Source organism: Mannheimia haemolytica (genome assembly GCA_900638155.1).
Taxonomy (GTDB): domain Bacteria; phylum Pseudomonadota; class Gammaproteobacteria; order Enterobacterales; family Pasteurellaceae; genus Mannheimia; species Mannheimia glucosida.
In genome coordinates, this window is record LR134495.1 from 273,890 (window position 1) to 293,858 (window position 19,969).

Consider the following 19,969-nt stretch of genomic DNA (forward strand, 5'->3'; position numbering starts at 1 on the left):
ATTTGCAAAAAAATACCAAAAACCGACCGCTTGGTCGGTTTTTTACTACTGCAATATTTTTAATGCCGCATTATATTCTTGAGATTGCTGTAATAAAACCCGAGCAGCTTCACGTAATTTATCTACATCGTCTTCCGGCAGATAAAATGAGGTTGCAATATTTAGCACATCTCTTTTTAAATCACCATCAGGCAATTCTTTTAAACCTAAACTAACAAAATGCATTTCGATCTTCGATGGCTGTTTATTTGCATATTCATTCCAACCATCCGTAAACTGGCGATAACGCTGTAAATTAATTTGTGTCGTTCTATCAATTGGCACATTAACTATTGTATTCACTACATCAGCCACACCCGGCACATTTGCGGTCTTATCGATCTCGCTAGAGACTTCATTTTGTGCATTTACATTAATCACTACAATATTTTTCACCCCAAGCTGATGAATATACTGGTACATCTCTTCAATACCCATAACATCAGATATTTCCAGCACACTGGCAAGCCCTAAATTATCTGTTAATCCACCATCAACTAAATGGATAAAGGGGCGTTCTTTACTATCTTGATAAAGGCTGAGTATATGATTCGTTTCTTCAATATTTTTTGTAATTAGTCCATCAATTGCTTTTTCTCTAGCACTAAATTCTTGTGGCATACTAAAATGGCAATTTCCACCATTGTTATTCAGTGTAAGCGGCGCAAAAATCAGAGGAACAGAACTAGAAGCAGCAACAGCACGGGAAATTTCTAAATCATTCAAATTTAAACAAAGCCCATCAAAGGTTTCTTGCGTAAAGGTCAGTTTTTGACCAATATTCATGTCTGTTGCGCTAATCACAGCAAAAGGTCCTTTACGATTTTTCACTAAATCACCAAACTTTTTACCATGATAAAGGGCAAAATTTAAGCGTTCTTGCAATAAATCACCACGCCCATATTGAGGAGAACTTAAACGAGGAAGATTGGATAACGAAAACACCTCTGTAATAATATCTTTTTGAAAGTTCGCTTTTAAAAAACGGTCAGCAAATTTAGGAATGATATCCTTTCCTTCCAACGCAAAATAAGTGGCTAATATCGATCCACCTGATACGCCAAAGGCAATATCTATATTCTCTAATAAAGTATTACCTTTATTTGTTTCTTTCACCCTTACCTTTTTAAACTCTTCCAACACTCCATAACCAAGCGCCGCCGCTCTTGTTCCACCACCTGAAAACATGATAACAACAATATTACCGTCTTTTGCACTTTCAGCGATCACATTTTTTTGTCGATAACCTCTTTCAACATTTACCTGTTTAATTGTTTCAACTGGCTTATAAACAACCAAACTGCAAGCAGATAACACTAGCGTAAAGGCGAAGATGAAAAGCTGTTTTATTTTGTTTAGAAAAAGCATAAAAACCCTAAATTAAGATCTATTTCTACAAATTATAACCTTTTTAGCTAAAGATAAAAGCGGTCAAATTTGGCCTAAAATTTGCAAAATTATTTAATATAAGTAAATAGTGCTTTTCATCATAAGCGCTTTATGAAACAGATTGAAAGGGATAAAATACCTACATTCTCTATGTACTAAGGAATTATAAAATGGCAAAACAAATTGCAATATTAATTGGTAGCGGCAGCAAAACTTCATTTAGTCACTTGACTGTTCGTCACTTACAAAAAATGGCACCTGCAAGCATTCAATTAAACATTGTGGATATTGCAGACTTACCACTTTACGACCGTGATTTAGATGAAAACAGCCCGGCACAATACACCCGAGTGCGTGAAGCGGTTGCTGTGGCAGATGGCGTGTTATTAGTCACTCCTGAGCATAATGCAAGCTTTTCTGCAATGCTAAAAAATGCGATTGACGTGGTTTCTCGCCCAATGGGGCAAAGCAAATGGATTGGCAAACCGGCAGGTATCGTAACCGTTGGCGCAAGCCCGGCAGGCGGTGTACGTGCCGCTGATCAAGTACGTACTATTACTTCAGGCTCATTTGTAAATATGCCAACCTTACCTTTCGCATTAAACGTAGGAAACTTATTTACAGGCGTATTTGATGAACAGGGTGAAATTGCCTCTGAGACATTAAAAAGTGCAATGCAAAACTTCATTAATGCCTATGCTCAGTTTGTAGAAAAATACTAATATTAGAATGCAAAAAAGCCGTTTATCTAAAAATATAAACGGCTTTTTTCGTAGCAAAAGAAAGAATAATTAAAGAGCCTGTTTAGGTTTTACCACACCCTGCAGTACCTCCCTTAACCACCGATGTGCCGTATCTTGTTCGGTTCTTTCGTGCCAAGCCATCATCATGGTGAAGCCTTCTACCTCTATGGGCGGAAGTTGTAAATAGACATTGGGTAGTGTTTTTGCCAAGCGTTCGGGTAATACTGCAACTAAGTCGGAGCCTTGCAATAGCTGGGGCAGCAGTGAAATATGATTTACAGATACCATCACCTTGCGCTGTAGCCCAATCTTTTGTAATGCCAGATCTGTGGCACCGCTGAATTCTCCGCCATTGTAAGAAAGCATTGCAAACGGCAATTGGCTGAATTGTTGGGGTGAGAGCGGCTTGGCGACCATCGGGTGCGTTTTACTCATCGCACACACATAACGTTCCTCATATAACACGGTTTTGATGATGTCAGCGCTTAAATGTTGTTGGCTGACTAAAGCAAGATCAATCTTGTTTTGCTCAAATAAGGTTTTGATATTTTGCCCCTGCACTGGCAGCAAGGCGACTTTTACATTCGGGGCAAGCCGTCTTAAACGCAGAATCAGCGGCAAGGCAATGATTTGTTGTACATAATCCATCGCTGCAATACGCAAAGTCATATTCAAATGTTCCGGCTCCAATATGGGCGGTTGCAGCATGGAGCGGATATCTTGCAGAATGTTGCGTGCGGTCTGCCCCAGTTGCAACGCGCGGTCAGTGGGCTGCATACCGTGTTGTACCCGTACGAACAGCGGATCGTTAAAACTCTCCCGCAAGCGGTTTAAAATACCGCTCATCGCCGGTTGAGTAATGGATAATCGTTGTGCTGCTCGGCTAACATTGCATTCGTCCAGCAGTACCACAAAGGCTTTGAGCAAATTGAAATCCAGAGTTCTTATATCACTCATTATTATACCTAACTATCACAATAATCAATTTGAACAGATAATAGCACTGAATTATTATTCCGCCTAATCTATTTCATTAAGGAACGCAACATGGCGAAATTTAGAAAATTATTCACTCCGTTTAACATTAAAAACTTGGCATTGAAAAACCGTGTGGTCATGCCACCAATGTGTCAATATTCAGCGACCGACGGCATGCCGAACGATTGGCATTTCGTGCATTACACCAGCCGTGCGGTAGGTGGTGTAGGCTTGATTATTATGGAGATGACCAATGTGGCGCCAAACGGCAGAATTACGCCAAACTGCTTAGGCTTATGGAACGATGAACAACAACAGGCATTCAAAAAACTGGTAGACAGCGTTCATGCTCAAGGGGCAAAAATCGGTGTGCAAATCGCCCATGCCGGACGCAAAGCCCAAGACGAGCCGGATGCAGTGGCTCCAAGTGCAATTCACTACGGTGAGTTGGATTATGCCGGACAAAATCTGATTACACCTCGCGAGCTGACGACAGACGAAGTCAAAGCATTGGTTCAAGCCTTTAAGGATTCGGTCAAACGTGCCGTTGAGGCAGGCTTTGATACAATTGAAATCCACGGCGCACACGGTTATCTAATTCACCAATTCTATTCGCCGAAATCCAATCAGCGCAGTGATGAGTACGGCCAAGACAAAATGTTGTTTGGCGAGCAAGTGATTCAGGCAGCACGTGAAGTGATGCCGTCTGAAATGCCGTTAATTGTCCGCATTTCTGCACAAGAATACGGTGAAAACGGCTTTGGCTTGGATTATGGTTTGCAGGTAGCGAAACGTTTTGCCGATGCCGGCGCAGATGTCTTAGACATCAGCGGTGGTGGCGACGGTGTGTTGCATGCAGGCAATCACCCCGAATTTTACGCAGGTTATCAAGTGGACTTTGCCCGTCAAGTGAAGCACGCTACAGGTAAGCCGGTAATTGCAGTGGGCATGTTGGATAATCCGGCGGTAGGCGATCATATCTTAGGTATGGGCGATGCGGATTTAGTGGCTGTGGGAAGAGCCTTATTGCGCGATCCGTACTGGGTATTGAATGCGCAATATGACCAAAATGCAGCAGACAGCAGTGAAATGCAGTTTGTACCGAAGCAATATGAACGCGGATTTATGTAAACAACCAACGTTAAAGACCGTCTGAACATTCAGAGGGTCTGTTTTTTCTCATCACGTCAACTTATACCTAAATATCAAAATTATCAATTATTAAAAATAACTTAAATCTTTTATACTTATTCGTATTTCATCTAGACTTTTCAGACCGTCTGAAAAGACTGTTTTGCATTTTTAGGAGTGTTCCATGCAATTTTTCAACAAAGAAGACGTAATCAATGCCTTTCATTACCGTGCATCTACCCGTTCTTACGACGGTAACAGAAAAATTCCGGCTGAAGATTTCAACTATATTCTGGAACTCGGCCGTTTAAGTCCAAGTTCGGTAGGCTCAGAGCCTTGGCAGTTTTTAGTGTTGCAAAACCCTGAATTACGGCAAAAAATCAAACCTTACTGCTGGGGCATTCCAACTATGGAAACCTCAAGCCATATCGTGGTGATTTTAGCGAAGAAAAATGCCCGTTACGACAGCCAATATTTTTCTGAAATTATGGACAGACGAGGCTTGCAAGGCGAAGCACGTGAAAAAGCCATGGCCGTGTATAAAAAATTCCAAGAGAAAGATATCGGCATTTTAGACAACGAACGCAGTCTGTTTGACTGGGCAAGCAAACAAACCTATATCGCATTGGGCAACATGATGACAGGCGCAGCTTTGATTGGCGTAGATTCTTGTCCGATTGAAGGTTTCGCTTACCAAGAAGTCAACGATATTTTAGCAGCGGAAGGATTATTTGACCCAAGCGAATGGGGCGTATCGGTGATGTGTACCTTCGGTTACCGTGATAAAGAAATCCGCCAAAAAGCACGTAAAGATTTCGAAACCGTGGTGAAATTCATCGAATAAACCGGCTAGGCAAAACGGCTATTCAATATCAGGTAAACGCCGATACCAAGCCTTAAGGCCGTCTGAATCCGCATTCAGACGGCATTTCTTTTCAACCACCACTCATTTTGAGGCGGCAACACAACCCAGTTAGTCATGACATTTATTATCGGTATTTTAGCCGGCGTGCTGATTGCATTTCAATCAGCCATCAACGCCCGTTTGCGTATGCACGTGGGTGCGGCATTTTTAACCTCGTTTGTCTCTTTCAGCGTAGGCCTCCTGTTTCTACTCGGACTCTCGCTCATCATGCAACAAACACCAGCATTTAGTCTCGACAATTTAGGCAACGTCCCCTTATGGGCATGGACGGGCGGATTACTCGGCATGGTGGGGCTAACGGCAAACGTACTGATCTTCCCCAAGCTCGGCGGCGTACAAACTGCGGTCATGCCGATTTTAGGCCAAGTGCTGATGGGCGTGCTGATCGACACTTTCGCTTGGCTTAACTCGCCTTACATAGCCTTCACGGCCAGCCGCCTGTTTGGCATTGGTTTAGTCTTATTCGGCGTATGGATTGCCGTAGTACTGCTCCATCTGTCCGGTATAAAACGCAAAGAAAACGCAAATTTATGGCTGTGGCGCGCAGTCGGCATATTGGGCGGAACCGCATTAGCAACCCAAGCCGCCGTTAATGGCGAACTCGGCAGACAGCTCGGCTCATCACTCGGCGCAGCAACAGTCTCCTTCGGTGTCGGTGCCATCGGCTTATTACTGGTAGTGCTGTTTTATGAAAAAAGCCTGCCGAAACTCTGCCAGCCAACCGAAGGCAAACCGTTTTGGATATGGAGCGGCGGCATACTGGGCAGCCTGTTTATCCTCGCTGGCGTTTGGCTCGTCCCCCAAATCGGCACAGGCTCGGTGGTGATGCTCGTCCTCTCTGGCCTGATTTGCGGCAGCCTGCTGGTAGATAAATTCGGTCTGTTCGGCATTACACAAAAACCCATTCTACCGCTGCAGATCATCGGCGTTACCTTACTCTTAGCCGGCGTCGCATTTATACGCTTACTGTAGCCAAGCTGACACCTCTTGCAAAATAACCAACAAAAACCACCGCTTGCATTTTAAATCCAAGCAGTGGTTTTATTGTTTATCTTTCCATTTATAAAAACGAACTTCCCAACAATCATCATTCTTCCACCGATTTTAAAAAAGTATAATATTCGCATGATAATTAACCACAAGAGGCTCCTTATGAAAACCTTATTCACATCAATTGCATTAGCCTTATCACTGGCTTCCCTGGCAAACGCCCACCCCTCTGCTCAAGCCGGTATCAGCCAGCCGCTCAAATCAAACATTAGCCAAATTCACACCCTTGACGGCCTAAACCTGCACCTACAAAAAGACCTTCCGAACAGTAAACCTAAAGCGGTGGTCGTGGTTTCGCACGGCTTGGCGAGCCATTCGGGGGTGTTTGGCGATTTTGCCAAAACGATGAACCAAAACGGCATTGCCGTGTATCGCTTTGACCATCGTGGGCACGGCAAATCAGACGGACGAGACTCAATTCACATCAAAAGCTATTTTGAAATGGTGGAGGATTTGCGTTTGGTGGTAGAAAAAGCCAAAAAAGAAAATCCAAACACGCCTGTGTTTGTGCTGGGGCATTCAATGGGCGGACACATTGCCGCACTCTACGGCACCCAATACCCACAAGGGGCGGACGGCTTTATTTTGGCGGCAGGTGTGCTTCGCTATAACCAAATGAATTTTGGGCATTTGCCACGACCAGAACCCAAAGACAGTTTTGTCAGCGGTGCGGTGGCAATGACCACGCTCAATTTGCCCTTTAATGGCGAGGGTTTATCGCTGGGTGGCGACCCATTGATGTTAGACAAATTCTCCGTTTCATTCCCCAATAGTTTTAAAGAAGGCATACAGTATTTAAAAGACAATGACGACAAATTCACCGCCCCTGTACTTTTGATTAGCGGTAACAAAGATTTGTTTGTCGTACCCAAAGACGCTATTGATTTTTATAACGAAACCAACTCTACTGATAAAAGTTTGATTTTATATCCCAATTTTGGACATTTGTTGATGTTGGAAAACGGTGGGCAAAAAATTAATGATGATGTGGCAGAGTGGATAAATGAGAGAGTGAAATAAGGAGGATAAAATGACCGATTATCTTGATAATTCAAATAAAAAAATCAAACTCGCCCTGCAACTGGTTTCAGGTTATGGCGGGGAGTTTCAGTCTTGGCGGTTTGAAGAGAGTAACGAGCGAGCCTATACCGACATTGATTTTTATGTGGAAATGGCAAAAACGGCGGAACAAGGCAAAATCCACACCCTGTTTATTGCCGATACACCTTCGTTTGGTGGGGCTGGCGGTGGTACGGACATTGCTCGTCGTAGTCCTGCTTTTCCGCTTGAACCGATGGTAATGCTTTCCGCCGTTGCCTATGCCACGCAAAAAATCGGAATGGTGGCGACTTTTTCCACCACTTACAATTTGCCCTACAACTTGGCTCGCCAGCTCAAAACGCTGGACACCTTATCCAAAGGGCGTATGGGCTGGAATGCCGTTACTACAGGCACGCCATTTACTGCTTACAATTTTGGCAATAAGCCCTTGCCCGACACGAGCACTCGTTATGAGATGGCACACGAAATGGTGGAAGCGGTGCAAACGCTGTGGGGGACTTTTGGCGAAAATGCCTACATCACCGACAAAGTGTCAGGACAATTTGCCGATATGAGCCAAATCAAGCCAGCCAATTATCAAGGCAAGCATTATCAGGTCAAAGGGGCATTGCCGATTCCTGCCACGCCGCAAGGGCAACCGCCGATTTTTCAGGCAGGTCCAAGTCCTGAGGGGGTGGAGCTGGCAGGACGCTTTGCCAGTGGCGTGTATGCCAATCCGTTTAGCATTGATGAGGCAAGAAGTTACCGCAATGTGTTAAAACAAAGCGCTTTGGCTCACGGCAGAAATCCTGATGAAATCAATATGTTTAGTGGATTTATGTTTACCATTGGCGACAGTTATGAAGAAGCGCTCGCTCGCCGTATGCAGCTCCTTGATTTTATGAGTGATGAGGAATTTAATGGGCAAATTCGCTATTTATCGGCGATGATTGGGGTGGATTTGACAGGGCGAGATGTGAATGAGCCTTTGCCGGAATATCTACAAAATCAGGCAAGCCCACACCCCCACGACCCGCGTTCGCCAAGAGCGGTGGAGCTGATTCAGCGTGGAATGTCGCCCAAAGAAGTGCTGGCAAATGGCGTGATTAACTATCACCCTGTGGTGGTGGGTACGGCAAGCGATGTGGCGGATTTTATGGAAGAATGGTTTAAGGCTGGGGCAACAGACGGCTTTTCGCTCGCTCCGGACAGCCAAAAAGGGGTAAGCGATTTTGTGGAAAAAGTCGTGCCGATTTTGCAAGAGCGAGGCATTTATCATCTTGATTATGAAGGGGATACCTTACGTGAGCATTTGGGCGTGGGTTATCAGTATGGGCTAAAAGCATAGCCTTTATGTTTGAAAACAAACTGACCGTTTGCTACACGCAAGCGGTCTTTTTCCTCAAAACTTTGCAAATTTAGACCGCACTTTCCACCTGCCAACACTTCCCACCGTCTAATTTCTCGATAAAAAAATCCATCACCGCTTGCACATTCACTGGGCGATAGGTGCTTTGTGGGGTGAGCATTGAGATAAAAATCTCGCTCTCTTGGCTGGAAATCAGCTGGTCGGGCAGCACTTGCACCAGCGTGCCGTTGCGTAGCTCGTGATGCACCGCCCAATCCGGCATCATCAGCAAACCGCCGCCGTTTACCGCTGTTTCAATCAAGCTGTTGGCATTGTTGCTGATCAGCATCGGCTGTGCCTCAATCTGCTTCCCTTGTTTGCCAAACCGCCAATGTAACACGCCCAACTGCCCTCGATAAAACAAGCCTTGATGTTGAGGCAAATCGCTCAACTGCTTGGGCGTGCCGTGTTGGGCGAGATAGCTCGGTGAGGCAAGCAGAAAATGGCGTTGCGGGGCAATGATCCGCAGTTTCAGATTACTGTCCACCAATGCCGATATCCGAAAAATCACGTCCGCCGTTTCACTATACGGATCGATAAAATCATCGGTCTGGGTGAGCTGAATATGCAATTTCGGATAACGGCGGTGCAACTCCGCCAAGTGGGGTGCAATATGTTTCTGCCCGAAGAATACCGGTGCATTCAGGCGAATAATGCCGTGCGGCTCTTGGTTGCTACGATGAAGTTCTTCATTTAGGCTCTGGAACTGGCTCAACATTGCATGAGCGTGCTTGGCAAACTGTTCACCCGCTTGGGTCAAACTCATCGCACGAGTGTTGCGATAAAACAGCGTTTGCCCAAAATCATCTTCAAGCTGTTTGATTTGCCGAGAAATCACCGAACTTGCCACATCATACTGACGAGCCACTTCGGAAAAGTTTTTCTCACGAGCCACGGCAAGAAAAATGTCTAAGGCGTGGAGGGTGGTGTTTTTAGGGTTCATTTGTGCTAATTTTGTAAAAGTGTTTTGCAATTGATGAGATTTTAACAAGTATTTCAACCAATTAAAATACACCTACTTTTAACGATGACTTATTGGTCATCATTTTTATATTTAATCAGGTGTTTTATGAACAAATTATCTCAAATCAGTACCGTATTATTACTTACAGGTTCACTTTTCAGCTCGGTCGCTATGGCGCACACTCATCACTCCACAGCGATATATCAGCCAAAAGAAAATGTCGTGGAACAAAAACGCACCCAAGTAGACAGTTACTACCGTATGATGTTGGGTGAATATGAAGTTACCGCATTGTATGATGGCTACTTATCTATCGGCGTGCCGGCGTATCAACAGTTTACCAAGCTCACCAAACAACAGTTAGATGAGTTGATTTCAGGGCAATTCCGCCCAATGTTGCCAGATGGTGGCGTGCAAACCGCTGTGACAGGCTATTTAATCAATACCGGCAAAAACTTGGTGCTTTTAGATGCCGGTTCAGGCGATGTATTTGATGACAAAGTGGGCAAATTAACGGATAGCCTAATCAAAGCAGGTTATCGTCCAGAGCAAGTGGATACCATTATTCCAACCCATTTACACTTCGATCACTTCAGTGGCGTAACTCGTAACGGCAAAATGGAATTTCCTAATGCAACGGTTTATATCGCTAATCAAGAAAAGGAATTTTGGTTAGATACACCGATCAAAGAAATGCCTGAGCATACCCAAAAATATGCGCAGTGGACACGAGATGCTGTCGCCCCTTATGCTGCTGCAGGACGTGTGAAGTATTATAATTTGGGCGATGAGATTATCCCGAATTTCAAATCGGTGGCAACCACAGGGCATACCCCGGGGCATTCCAGCGTGGAAGTCACTTCCAATGGCGAAAGCTTATTTGTATGGGGCGATTTATTGCACAATCACGCACTGCAATTACCTGAACCTGAGGTCGCTGCGGAATTTGATGTCGATGCAAAAGGGGCAAGACAAGCTCGTTTAGACATTTTGCCACAATTAGCCGAGCGCAAAGTGTGGATTGCAGGCGCACACCTTCCATTCCCCGGTTTAGGACATCTACGCAAAGAAGCCAAAGGTTTCTCTTGGGTGCCGGTTGAATATAAACCGCTTGAATACTAATTTGGTATAAATAAAAACACCGTTTGTTGAAAAACAAGCGGTATTTTTTATCAGAAATCTGCCGATTTTCAGGCAGCCTGAAACCGAATTTGTGCTAATTTTGCAAAGCTATTTCTCGATTTATGATGTTTTTCAGGCAAATCTATTCCTCTAAAATACGCCCATCTTTTGAATACAAGGAACAAGCAATGAACCCAAAATACCAACCCCTTTTTGAACCCTACCCCCTAAACAACGGCGTTACTATCAAAAACCGCCTTACTGTCGCCCCTTTGACCATTTACGACTCAGGGGCGGACGGCGAGATGACCGACGCAGGCAGAAATTTTTGGCAAAACCGCTTTGACGGCTTTGGCTTATACATTATGCCCTTTACCAATGTGCACCCAAGCGGTATCGGCTTTGAGAGCCCCAACGCTTTTGACGAGCGTCATTTACCCACTTTAAAAGAATATGCCGAGCTTGCCCACGCACAAGGAGCCAAGGCGGTGGTGCAGATTGCCCATTCGGGACTGCGTGCCGACCCCGCAATGACGCAAGGCTTTGATGTCGTTGCCCCAACTGGTGATGCTTATGGACGCTTTCGCACGATGAGCGAACAAGAAGTATGGGACATGGTGGCAAGTTATGCCTATGCGTCCGAGCTGGTTATGCAGGCAGGTTTTGACGGTGTGGAGATTCACGGGGCGAACGGCTGGCAGATTCAGCAGTTTGTCTCGGCAAGCACCAATTACCACAACGATTTTTGGGGTGGAAGCCTAGAAAAACGCCTGAATTTTCCGCTTGAAATCGTCAAAGCCATTGATGAGATGCGTACCAAACACAACCGCTCCGACTTTATCATCGGCTACCGTTTTTCCCCCGAAGAGCCGGGCGAGCGTGGCATTACGATGACAGAAACGCTTGTCCTGGTGGATAAATTGTTGGAGCTACCCATTCAGTATCTGCACATTTCGCTGTGGGATTTTTATAAAAAAGTGCGGCGTGGGGCGGACACCAGTCTTACCCGTATGCAGGTGGTGCACGAGCGTATCAAAGGGCGAGTGCCGTTTTTGGGCAGTGGCAATCTTTATACCGCAGACGATATGCTCAAAGCGTATCAGACAGGTTGGGTGGAGAGCGTGTCCATCGGCAAAAGCATTATGCTTAATCCCAATTTGGTGGAGCTGATACAAAGCGGGCGGGAAGACGAAATCCAAACCACTTTTGACTGGGATAAAGCCGACTTCTACCGCTACACCCCGGCAATGCTGCACGGCACAAGGGCAGGACACGACTTTTATCCGCCGAGCAAACAGCTTGGCGTGCGTTATAAATCCGAGCATTTTTAATGAAAACAAGCGGTCTTTATTTTGCAAATTTCTGCAAAAACCTGACCGCTTGCAAGGTTATTCCTCTAACCATTTTTTCGGTGTGATCTCAGCTAAAATCTGCATTTGGTGAATAGCAATCTGGTTTAAACGGCTTAAACGTTCGCTTGGCGATAAGCCGTCTTGAATAAAAACCGCATTGAGGTTTTCTAAATTTGCCAAACAGATCAGCTGCTCTACACTGGCATAGTCACGCATATTGCCTTTTTGAGCCGGATTTTGTTCTTTCCACTGTTTCGCCGTCATACCAAACAGTGCCATATTTAATAAATCTGCTTCATCAGCATAAACCAAATGGAGTTGTGATTGGCTGAGTGCTGACGGAATTAAGTACTGCTTAACGGCATCGGTATGAATTCGATAATTGACTTTCGCCAGTTCTCTTTTTACCGTCCAACCTAAACTTTGCTGTTCCTTCTCTTTTAAACGTTGAAATTCTTGGATTAAATAGAGTTTAAACGGCACACTGATCGCACTGCCAAACTCAAATGCAATATCTTTGTGGGCATAAGTACCACCATATCGCCCTTTCTTAACCACCAATCCAATCGCATTTGTCCGTTCTATCCATTCCGAAGCGCTCAGTACAAAACTATGTAATCCGGCTTGTGATTTAAAGTGGTCAAATTCGACCACTTTAAAATTCGGGTTGTGGAGCATTTCCCAAGTTCCGAGAAACTCCAATGTGTATCGGGTTCTGAGCCAATTTTTAATAATATCCGCCGCTCTGGTTTGGTTTTCTTTGGCATTTGCCATATCGGTTAAGCAAATATAATCCTAATCTTGGATTGAAATGACATTAATTTCTGTTTGTTGAACCCATATTTTCATCTCGTCTTCCATTTATTACCTTTATGGTTCTCTAAATCATAAAAGCTCAAAACTAAAAATCAATCTACAACTTACTATTTCTCGATGGAGATCACAAAAATACTATTTTTGCCAATTTAGCAAAACTCTTTATCTGATAACCTGCTTTTTTAGCAAAAATCACGCTTTTATAATACGCCATATCTAAATAAATAGCGTGATTTTATGCAAAAACTGAATATCGCCACCGAGACCGGCACGATTTTGCACGGTGTCTTATTTAACAGCCCCCAAGCCCGCACTGTGATGATTGCCATCACCGGCATACACGGCAATTTTTATTCCAATCCGTTTTATGTCAATTTAGGGCAGACCTTATCGGCAAACGGCATTGATTTTGTCTATGCCCAAACCCGTAACGCTTTTAACCAAATCCCCATTGTCAATGCGAAAACTGGGCTGTCCCAAACCATCGGTTCGTATAACGAAGACTTCGGCAAAGCACTGGAAGATGTCAAAGCCTATGTGGATTTTGCCCAAAAACAGGGCTATGGGCGGATTATTTTGGCAGGGCATTCTTTGGGGGCGAACAAAGTCATTCATTATCTGGCAAAGAGCCAAGATAAACGGGTGGATAAATTTATCCTGCTGAGTCCTGCCAATGTTACCCATTTGACAAACAGCATTAGCGAGCCTGAACGGGCGTTTATCCGTAGCCAAGTACAAAACGGCAAAGGTCAGACAATGCTCCCTTTTGAGCTGTTCGGCTGGCTGCCTTGCACCGCAGACACCGCTTATCAGTGGCTGTATTCGCCTGTTTTGAACAATGTGCATCAAGAAGCGGACGGCGATTTTTCGCAGATTGGGCAGATTACCCACACAGGGGCGTTATTGATTGGCACGCTGGATAGGTTTACCTATGGCGACCCACAAAGCTTTTTGCACAACATCAACCGCCATTTTCCCAGTGCCGAACACAACACCCTGATTTTTATTGAAAACACCGGGCATACTTATCAGCAAAAAGAACAGGTAATAGCGGATAACGTGCTTAAAGTCATACAGGATTGGGGGCGGTGATGGCGTTTATCACCATACAGACCAATGCGGGTATCTCAAAAGAGGTGCAAAAAGAGATTTCAGACGGCATCGGCAAGGCAGTAAGCCTAATCCCGCACCAGTCGGCAGACAGCATTCTGATTGTGTTTGACGATAACAAAGCGATGTATTATCAAGGCGATGAACCTGTGGCACTCATCACGGTGCGTGCTTTTGGCAATGAAAACTACATCGGCTATCGTGAGTTTTGTTCCCAAATCAATCAAATTTTGCACCGCACTTTACCTATTGCAAGCGGTCGGATTTTTGTGGAATTTTGCGACATCAACGCCTTTGGCATGGGGGCGTTTTATGCCGAGCGTTAAGCAAGTCAAAATCTATAACTTTACCGACCCGATGATGGGACTGTCTTATGAAAGCGAGCCGTTTTTCAGGCAGCTTGACACCCATTTTGGCAAGCAAGTGGCACTGCATTTTGTGATGGGCGGACTGGTGCGTGATGTGGCGGATTTTATGATTGGCGATGATTTTAAAGACGGCAAAGACCACGCCTTTAAACGCTACAATGCCCGCCTTGCCCAAATTTATGAAGCCGAACAAGTCATTAGCGGAATGCCGATTAAAATGGACAGACTGGCGTTGTTTGATGAGACGCACACATCGTCCCTGCCTTTAAATCTGGCGTTTAAAGCGGTGGAAATCATCAGTCCACACCTTGCCGAGCCGTTTTTATACCGTCTGCGTTTTGCCACCATTGTCGAGCAAAGAATGACCACCGATGAGCGTGTGCTTGCCGATGTTGCCGTTCAAACGGGCATAGCAAAAGAGGCGTTTTTTAAGGCGTATCACAGCGATACGGTCAAACACGCCTTGCAAAACGATTTTGACCTGCGGACAAAATGGGGCATTCGTGCCTTACCTGCCTATCTGTTTTGTTATGGCGACAGGCAGATTTTAAAAACAGGCGTGCTGGATTTTGACGGTTTTGCAAGCGTGATTAAGCAGATTTCAGACGGACAGATTGTGCCAACCACGCCCACGCTAAACACCGCCACTTTGCAACATTTTCTGCAAAAACGACCGCTTGTTTCGCTCACCGAAATCCGCCACGCCTTTGATTTGGCGGACAATCAGACGGTACGGGAATGGCTTGGTAAAATAGAGCAAAACTGGCGGTGGTTTGATGAGGAGTTTTTGATTTTGGAGTGAAAAATCAATATTAAAAACAGCATTTGCAATAAGGCGTGGCTGGAGCTGGGTGTTTAACATAGCGAAAATCTCGGACATCAATGCCTAGCCTGCTGAAATTCCCAATCTTGCCCAGTAACATAACTCATCGCTGTTATCGAGGGCGGTTTCTGGCAATTGATAATAATTCAGTGCCACTTGGGTTCTCACGCCTTTTCGGGTAGTGAAATACCGAAACGGCTCACAGCCTTCTTGAATAAACAGCGGTTTGCTCTTCTCATCAACTTTGATATAGAGCAGATCATCGTCAATAATGGCAAACATTTTCCCATATCGAAACAGCCCCCAACAGCCAAACATTCGTTTCACATTAATTGGGGCGAGCGGGTGCAACTGTTCCACAATAAAATCACAAAATTCACTCATTATTTAATCCTCTTTATTGCATTTTTGAACACAAACAAGCGGCCTGTTTTTGATAAAAATCTACAAAACCTGCCTGAAAATCGCTATTTTTTAGGCGGTTTGTTGGGCTAAAATGCCGTTTAAATTCACTTCCAACCAATCCACAAGGGCGTGGATTTTCTCCGCCGCCTGCGTGCCGTAGGGCGTGAGGGTATATTCAACGTGGGGCGGCACGGTGTCGAAGGATTTGCGAACCAACATTCCGTCTGCCTCTAACTGTTTTAAGGTTTCGGTCAGCATTCGTTCACTCACGCCCTCAATGGCACGGCGGATTTCCGAAAAACGCTTTGTGCCGTCTTTCAATACAATCATCACCAACACGCCCCAGCGACTGGTTAAGTGGTTTAAAATAAGTCTGCTTGGGCAGTTTTTGGCAAGAACGTAGCCTCTATCTCTGTTTTCCATAAAATTAACTCCTTAAAAATCAATTGGTTAAAAATTATTTTTAAACTTACGTTTTTGTAAGTACTTACAAAAAGTAATTTTGATAACTATACTACGACACATCTGATTTATCTTCAACATGCAATTAAATATAAGGAGTTTACTATGAAAAAATTTGCCGTGATTGGTGCAACAGGCTTGGTTGGCTCGGCGGTGGTGAAAGAACTTGCCGAGCGTGGACATCGTGTTACCGCCTTTGCTCGTCACATTGACAAAGTACAAAAAGCCGACAATGTGCAAGCGGTGGCGATTGATGTCAATGCGCCTGATTTTGCTCAAAACTTGTTGGGCTTTGATGCGGTGGTCAATGCCTTTAACGCAGGTTGGGAAAACCCAAATCTTGCCAATGACTTAAAACAGGGACACGCCAGCATTTTAACGGCGGCCAAAACCGCCAATGTGCCTTATTTGCTGGTGGTTGGTGGTGCTGGTAGTCTGAACATTGCTCCGAACGTGCAACTGGTGGATACCCCTGATTTTCCTGCGGAGGTCTATCCTGCCGCCAATGTGGTGCGGGAGTTGTTGAATGAGCTTCGCAGCCGTAATGACATCAACTGGGCATTTTTATCGCCGGCGATGATGTTTGCCATCAATCCCGTTTCTTTTGAAAGAACAGGTAAGTATCGCACAGGTAAAGATGATGTGCTGTTTAATGCGGACGGTTCGCCTGCGGATATTAGCGTGGCAGATTTGGCGGTAGCGATTGCCGATGATCTCGAACAAAAAGCGCATTTACATCAACGTTTCACCGTAGCAAGTATTTGATTTTTAGCTGAAAACACCGTTTGTCAGAATGCAAGCGGTGTTTTTCTTTGTAAAATCGGCAAAACCACTTTTCAGGCAGCCTGAAAAGCACCATTTGTGCAAAATCCGCAAATCTATTTCTCAATTTATGCGATTTTTCAAACAAATTCATTCCGCTAGAATGTACTCATCTTTTTCCAGTTATAGAGAGTATTTTTATGAACAATCGCATTTGCCAAATTTTAAATATTGAAAAACCCATTATCCAAGCCCCTTTGTCGTGGCTCACAGACGCACGCCTTGTTGCTGCTGTGGGCAATGCTGGCGGTATGGGCGTGCTTGGACCAAACGCTGGCTTAACCGCACAAACTGCCGTTTCCACCCCAGAGGAAACCGCCCAAAAAATGCGTGAAGAAATCCAAAAAGTCAAAGCCTTAACCGATAAGCCCTTTGGTGTGAATTTAATCCCAATGGCAGAAAATGACATTTGGACTGCCCCAATGGTAGCCGTTATCAAAGATGAAAAAGTCCCTGCGGTGGTCTATACAGGCTATGGCGAGGGGACAATTAAGCCAGAACTGTTTGCCGAATTAAAACAGGCAGGCATCAAAATCATCTACCGTGATTTAAACCCAACGCCAGAAAATACTCGCCTTGCCGAGCAGGCAGGAGCGGATATTATTGTCGCCACAGGCTTTGATGAAGGCGGGACTTTGCCGGCAGTGGCTTTGGGGACTTTTTCCATTGTGCCACTGATTGCCGACAGCACCAACTTGCCTGTGATGGCGGCTGGTGGTATTGTGGACAGACGCACCGCCAAAGCGGCTTTGGCACTGGGGGCAGAGGGCGTGTTTGCAGGCTCGCTGTTTTTATCAAGCATTGAGAGCCGTATGCACACTGCTGTAAAAGAACGATTGGTTCAATCAAATGGTTTGGATTTGATGTTGTTTCGCACAATGCCAGCGTATTATCGTTCGCTTTCAGGAAAATTGGCTGAAAAATTGGTGGCAATGGACAAAGCAGGGGCAAGCAATGAGGAGCTTGGCAAAACAATGGGCGGACTGCGTGGCTTGCGTTTAGGAATGCTGGAAAACAACAGCGATGAGGGCTACATTTCGCTTGGCACAGGCATTGGGGCGATTAAAGCCATTCGCTTTGTGGCAGAGATTGTTGATGAGTTGATGGTGGGGATTGAAGGGTAAGTGGGTTTGAAAAACACCGTTTGAGCAATTCAAGCGGTGTTTTTCTTTTTAAAATGGGCAAAATAAACTTTTCGGGCTGCCTGAAAACCTACACCCCTTTATTTTCCCGCGATTTTCGGTTTATCCACCACACCAGCGACAACATCACAGGCACTTCAACCAACACACCCACCACCGTTGCCAATGCCGCCCCCGAATTTAAACCAAATAAAGCAATCGCCACCGCCACCGCCAATTCAAAAAAATTGCTCGTGCCGATTAAGCAAGCAGGGGCGGAAATGGCGTGGGGCAATTTAAGCCATTTTGCCCAAATCGCACTGAGTGCAAAAATGCCGTAAGTCTGCACCAATAAAGGAATGGCAATCAGCAGGATAATCATCGGCTTATCCACAATGGTTTGTGCCTGAAACGCAAACAACAGCACCACCGTCAATAACAATCCCAAAATAGACAAAGGCTTAAAACGCTGGCTGAATTGGCGAATTTTGTGTTCATCTTGCAAAGATTTGCGAGTGGCAACTCCCACAAGCAAAGGCAATACCAAATACAGCAACACGCTAAAAAACAGCGTGTCCCACGGGATTGTGATGTCGTTCATACCAAGCAAAAGCCCTGTAATCGGAGCAAAGGCAAAAATCATAATCACATCATTTAAAGACACTTGCACCAGCGTGTAATTGGGGTCGCCTTTGACCAGTTGAGACCAAACAAAAACCATTGCCGTACAAGGTGCAACCCCAAGCAAAATCATACCTGCAATGTACTCGCTTGCCGATTGTTCATCTACCCAGCCAGCAAAAAATACCTTAAAAAACAACCAGCCCACAAGTGCCATAGTAAAAGGCTTAATCAACCAATTTACCGTTAAAGTCAGCCAAAGCCCTTTGGGATTGTGGCGGATATTTTTAATGGCAAGCCAGTCAATTTGTATCATCATTGGATAAATCATCAGCCAAATCAGCACCGCAATCGGCAAATTGATTTGAGCCACTTGCATTGTGGCAATCCATTGAAAATAAGGCGTAAACCAAATACCCAGCCCCACGCCAAGCAAAATCGCCAACCCCACCCACACACTCAAAAATCGTTCAAAAATGCCCATTTTATGCCCCTTGTACACGGATGATTTCGCCGTCTTCTTTGATAAAATCACTTTGCAATGCCACAGGTGAAATGCTCAAAAATACTTCGCTCGGACGGCACAAACGCACGCCTTTTTCGGTGATGACAATCGGGCGGTTGATTAAAATGGGAGCATTTAGCATTGCCTTGATGATGTCGTCGTCGCTCACATCATTGTCCAAATTAAATTGTTGATATTCAGGCACATTACTTCGCAAAAGCTCTCTGGGCGTGATGTTCATTTGCTCAATCAATTGGCGTAATGTGCGTTCATCGGGCGGGGTGTCCAGATAATGAATAATGGTCGGCTCAATGCCCAAATGGCGAATCAAAGCCAGCGTGTTGCGAGAAGTACCGCATTTGGGATTGTGATAAATGCTGATTTGGTGCATAGTATGTTCCTTATTTCAAGAGTTATTGAAATGAATGAGCAAAAAAATTTGCTAACACGATTGGCAAAATTTTTCGCAATCGCCACCGCTTGCGTTTTCACAACAGCGATGCAATAAAAATTCAATCAAGCCGTTCATCATCGCTAAATTGGCGAAATAACGGACAAATTTTCCCTGCTGTTCACTGTAAACAAGGTTGGCGTTTGCCAAAGTTTTTAAGTGAAACGACAGATTATTGGGGGCAAGATTGAGCTGTTTTGCCAAATCGCCCACCACCATACCACGCCCCCCTTCGGCGGTCAGGGCTTGGAAAATGGCAAGGCGTGTGGGCGAAGCAAGACTTTCAAACAGTTTGCTGGCGTGTTCGGTGTTCATATTCATAG

General features: G+C 44.9%; 22 protein-coding genes. 13 read left to right on the forward strand and 9 right to left on the reverse strand.

The window, feature by feature from the left end; translation table 11 throughout:
* Window positions 1–45: 45 nt before the first annotated feature.
* Entirely contained in the window at window positions 46–1,407 is a 1,362-nt protein-coding gene (locus tag EL242_RS01490) for a patatin-like phospholipase family protein (protein WP_021279662.1), read from the reverse strand.
* Window positions 1,408–1,598: 191 nt separating this feature from the next.
* On the opposite strand from EL242_RS01490, the gene EL242_RS01495 reads away from it, so the two are divergent.
* On the forward strand, window positions 1,599–2,150 hold the full coding sequence (locus tag EL242_RS01495; RefSeq protein WP_126301234.1) for an NADPH-dependent FMN reductase: 552 nt from the start codon (window positions 1,599–1,601) through the stop codon (window positions 2,148–2,150).
* A 69-nt stretch (window positions 2,151–2,219) separates the two neighbouring features.
* Here EL242_RS01495 and EL242_RS01500 read toward each other — a convergent pair whose 3' ends face one another.
* Complete coding sequence (locus EL242_RS01500) at window positions 2,220–3,128, reverse strand: LysR family transcriptional regulator (RefSeq protein ID WP_126301235.1); 909 nt, start codon at window positions 3,126–3,128, stop codon at window positions 2,220–2,222.
* 90 nt (window positions 3,129–3,218) lie between these two features.
* Between EL242_RS01500 and EL242_RS01505 the strand changes: the two genes are divergently transcribed.
* From EL242_RS01505 to EL242_RS01525, 5 genes are all read left to right on the forward strand, one after another.
* Window positions 3,219–4,280: an NADH:flavin oxidoreductase/NADH oxidase gene (locus tag EL242_RS01505; protein WP_126301236.1), complete on the forward strand. Its 1,062-nt coding sequence runs from the start codon at window positions 3,219–3,221 to the stop codon at window positions 4,278–4,280.
* Between the two features lie 184 nt (window positions 4,281–4,464).
* Window positions 4,465–5,124, forward strand: coding sequence for an NAD(P)H-dependent oxidoreductase (locus EL242_RS01510; RefSeq protein ID WP_126301237.1), 660 nt, complete (start codon window positions 4,465–4,467; stop codon window positions 5,122–5,124).
* Window positions 5,125–5,259: 135 nt separating this feature from the next.
* Window positions 5,260–6,177, forward strand: coding sequence for a DMT family transporter (locus tag EL242_RS01515; RefSeq protein ID WP_126301238.1), 918 nt, complete (start codon window positions 5,260–5,262; stop codon window positions 6,175–6,177).
* A gap of 180 nt (window positions 6,178–6,357) precedes the next feature.
* Window positions 6,358–7,275 (forward strand): alpha/beta hydrolase, encoded by a 918-nt coding sequence (locus tag EL242_RS01520; protein WP_126301239.1) that lies wholly within the window; start codon window positions 6,358–6,360, stop codon window positions 7,273–7,275.
* Window positions 7,276–7,285: 10 nt separating this feature from the next.
* The gene (locus tag EL242_RS01525; protein WP_126301240.1) at window positions 7,286–8,644 is read left to right on the forward strand and encodes an NtaA/DmoA family FMN-dependent monooxygenase; all 1,359 of its coding nucleotides are present in this window, start codon (window positions 7,286–7,288) and stop codon (window positions 8,642–8,644) included.
* 70 nt (window positions 8,645–8,714) lie between these two features.
* On the opposite strand, the gene EL242_RS01530 is transcribed toward EL242_RS01525, so the two are convergent.
* Entirely contained in the window at window positions 8,715–9,647 is a 933-nt protein-coding gene (locus EL242_RS01530; protein WP_126301241.1) for a LysR family transcriptional regulator, read from the reverse strand.
* Window positions 9,648–9,773: 126 nt separating this feature from the next.
* On the opposite strand from EL242_RS01530, the gene EL242_RS01535 reads away from it, so the two are divergent.
* On the forward strand, window positions 9,774–10,790 hold the full coding sequence (locus tag EL242_RS01535) for an MBL fold metallo-hydrolase (protein ID WP_126301242.1): 1,017 nt from the start codon (window positions 9,774–9,776) through the stop codon (window positions 10,788–10,790).
* Between the two features lie 188 nt (window positions 10,791–10,978).
* On the forward strand, window positions 10,979–12,121 hold the full coding sequence (locus EL242_RS01540; RefSeq protein ID WP_126301243.1) for an NADH-dependent flavin oxidoreductase: 1,143 nt from the start codon (window positions 10,979–10,981) through the stop codon (window positions 12,119–12,121).
* Window positions 12,122–12,178: 57 nt separating this feature from the next.
* Here EL242_RS01540 and EL242_RS01545 read toward each other — a convergent pair whose 3' ends face one another.
* Window positions 12,179–12,931: a KilA-N domain-containing protein gene (locus EL242_RS01545; protein ID WP_413463077.1), complete on the reverse strand. Its 753-nt coding sequence runs from the start codon at window positions 12,929–12,931 to the stop codon at window positions 12,179–12,181.
* A gap of 264 nt (window positions 12,932–13,195) precedes the next feature.
* On the opposite strand from EL242_RS01545, the gene EL242_RS01550 reads away from it, so the two are divergent.
* Genes EL242_RS01550 through EL242_RS01560 form a run of 3 tightly spaced genes read left to right on the forward strand, consistent with a single transcriptional unit; the run spans window position 13,196 to window position 15,238 of the window.
* Complete coding sequence (locus EL242_RS01550) at window positions 13,196–14,050, forward strand: alpha/beta hydrolase (protein WP_126301244.1); 855 nt, start codon at window positions 13,196–13,198, stop codon at window positions 14,048–14,050.
* The gene (locus EL242_RS01555) at window positions 14,050–14,394 is read left to right on the forward strand and encodes a phenylpyruvate tautomerase MIF-related protein (protein ID WP_126301245.1); all 345 of its coding nucleotides are present in this window, start codon (window positions 14,050–14,052) and stop codon (window positions 14,392–14,394) included. The genes EL242_RS01550 and EL242_RS01555 overlap by 1 nt, the downstream gene beginning before the upstream one ends.
* Window positions 14,381–15,238, forward strand: a complete 858-nt coding sequence (locus EL242_RS01560; RefSeq protein ID WP_126301246.1) for a DsbA family protein — start codon at window positions 14,381–14,383, stop codon at window positions 15,236–15,238. Before EL242_RS01555 ends, EL242_RS01560 begins: the two co-directional genes overlap by 14 nt.
* An 84-nt stretch (window positions 15,239–15,322) precedes the next feature.
* On the opposite strand, the gene EL242_RS01565 is transcribed toward EL242_RS01560, so the two are convergent.
* Together EL242_RS01565 and EL242_RS01570 are read right to left on the reverse strand one after the other, a co-directional pair.
* Complete coding sequence (locus EL242_RS01565) at window positions 15,323–15,643, reverse strand: TfoX/Sxy family protein (protein WP_126301247.1); 321 nt, start codon at window positions 15,641–15,643, stop codon at window positions 15,323–15,325.
* A gap of 90 nt (window positions 15,644–15,733) precedes the next feature.
* Complete coding sequence (locus tag EL242_RS01570; protein ID WP_126301248.1) at window positions 15,734–16,087, reverse strand: winged helix-turn-helix transcriptional regulator; 354 nt, start codon at window positions 16,085–16,087, stop codon at window positions 15,734–15,736.
* A gap of 144 nt (window positions 16,088–16,231) precedes the next feature.
* Between EL242_RS01570 and EL242_RS01575 the strand changes: the two genes are divergently transcribed.
* Together EL242_RS01575 and EL242_RS01580 are read left to right on the forward strand one after the other, a co-directional pair.
* Window positions 16,232–16,891 (forward strand): NAD(P)-dependent oxidoreductase, encoded by a 660-nt coding sequence (locus tag EL242_RS01575; RefSeq protein WP_126301249.1) that lies wholly within the window; start codon window positions 16,232–16,234, stop codon window positions 16,889–16,891.
* A gap of 197 nt (window positions 16,892–17,088) precedes the next feature.
* A complete protein-coding gene (locus EL242_RS01580; protein WP_126301250.1) occupies window positions 17,089–18,072 on the forward strand; it encodes an NAD(P)H-dependent flavin oxidoreductase in 984 nt (327 codons plus the stop codon).
* A gap of 88 nt (window positions 18,073–18,160) precedes the next feature.
* Here EL242_RS01580 and arsB read toward each other — a convergent pair whose 3' ends face one another.
* Genes arsB through EL242_RS01595 form a run of 3 tightly spaced genes read right to left on the reverse strand, consistent with a single transcriptional unit; the run spans window position 18,161 to window position 19,961 of the window.
* On the reverse strand, window positions 18,161–19,174 hold the full coding sequence (gene arsB / locus EL242_RS01585) for an ACR3 family arsenite efflux transporter (protein WP_126301251.1): 1,014 nt from the start codon (window positions 19,172–19,174) through the stop codon (window positions 18,161–18,163).
* Between the two features lies 1 nt (window position 19,175).
* A complete protein-coding gene (gene arsC / locus EL242_RS01590) occupies window positions 19,176–19,586 on the reverse strand; it encodes an arsenate reductase (glutaredoxin) (RefSeq protein WP_034293586.1) in 411 nt (136 codons plus the stop codon).
* Window positions 19,587–19,637: 51 nt separating this feature from the next.
* A complete protein-coding gene (locus EL242_RS01595) occupies window positions 19,638–19,961 on the reverse strand; it encodes an ArsR/SmtB family transcription factor (RefSeq protein WP_126302689.1) in 324 nt (107 codons plus the stop codon).
* Window positions 19,962–19,969: the final 8 nt, after the last annotated feature.

Bases quoted from the DNA above. Each gene is read 5' to 3' on its own strand.
- EL242_RS01495 (WP_126301234.1), top strand. From the start codon at position 1,599: ATGGCAAAACAAATTGCAATATTAATTGGTAGCGGCAGCAAAACTTCA.
- EL242_RS01525 (WP_126301240.1), top strand. From the start codon at position 7,286: ATGACCGATTATCTTGATAATTCAAATAAAAAAATCAAACTCGCCCTG.
- arsB (WP_126301251.1), bottom strand. From the start codon at position 19,174: ATGGGCATTTTTGAACGATTTTTGAGTGTGTGGGTGGGGTTGGCGATT.
- EL242_RS01570 (WP_126301248.1), bottom strand. From the start codon at position 16,087: ATGGAAAACAGAGATAGAGGCTACGTTCTTGCCAAAAACTGCCCAAGC.
- EL242_RS01500 (WP_126301235.1), bottom strand. From the start codon at position 3,128: ATGAGTGATATAAGAACTCTGGATTTCAATTTGCTCAAAGCCTTTGTG.
- EL242_RS01565 (WP_126301247.1), bottom strand. From the start codon at position 15,643: ATGAGTGAATTTTGTGATTTTATTGTGGAACAGTTGCACCCGCTCGCC.
- EL242_RS01510 (WP_126301237.1), top strand. From the start codon at position 4,465: ATGCAATTTTTCAACAAAGAAGACGTAATCAATGCCTTTCATTACCGT.
- EL242_RS01535 (WP_126301242.1), top strand. From the start codon at position 9,774: ATGAACAAATTATCTCAAATCAGTACCGTATTATTACTTACAGGTTCA.
- EL242_RS01595 (WP_126302689.1), bottom strand. From the start codon at position 19,961: ATGAACACCGAACACGCCAGCAAACTGTTTGAAAGTCTTGCTTCGCCC.
- EL242_RS01505 (WP_126301236.1), top strand. From the start codon at position 3,219: ATGGCGAAATTTAGAAAATTATTCACTCCGTTTAACATTAAAAACTTG.
- EL242_RS01520 (WP_126301239.1), top strand. From the start codon at position 6,358: ATGAAAACCTTATTCACATCAATTGCATTAGCCTTATCACTGGCTTCC.
- EL242_RS01540 (WP_126301243.1), top strand. From the start codon at position 10,979: ATGAACCCAAAATACCAACCCCTTTTTGAACCCTACCCCCTAAACAAC.
- EL242_RS01515 (WP_126301238.1), top strand. From the start codon at position 5,260: ATGACATTTATTATCGGTATTTTAGCCGGCGTGCTGATTGCATTTCAA.
- EL242_RS01555 (WP_126301245.1), top strand. From the start codon at position 14,050: ATGGCGTTTATCACCATACAGACCAATGCGGGTATCTCAAAAGAGGTG.
- arsC (WP_034293586.1), bottom strand. From the start codon at position 19,586: ATGCACCAAATCAGCATTTATCACAATCCCAAATGCGGTACTTCTCGC.
- EL242_RS01530 (WP_126301241.1), bottom strand. From the start codon at position 9,647: ATGAACCCTAAAAACACCACCCTCCACGCCTTAGACATTTTTCTTGCC.
- EL242_RS01560 (WP_126301246.1), top strand. From the start codon at position 14,381: ATGCCGAGCGTTAAGCAAGTCAAAATCTATAACTTTACCGACCCGATG.
- EL242_RS01550 (WP_126301244.1), top strand. From the start codon at position 13,196: ATGCAAAAACTGAATATCGCCACCGAGACCGGCACGATTTTGCACGGT.
- EL242_RS01580 (WP_126301250.1), top strand. From the start codon at position 17,089: ATGAACAATCGCATTTGCCAAATTTTAAATATTGAAAAACCCATTATC.
- EL242_RS01490 (WP_021279662.1), bottom strand. From the start codon at position 1,407: ATGCTTTTTCTAAACAAAATAAAACAGCTTTTCATCTTCGCCTTTACG.
- EL242_RS01575 (WP_126301249.1), top strand. From the start codon at position 16,232: ATGAAAAAATTTGCCGTGATTGGTGCAACAGGCTTGGTTGGCTCGGCG.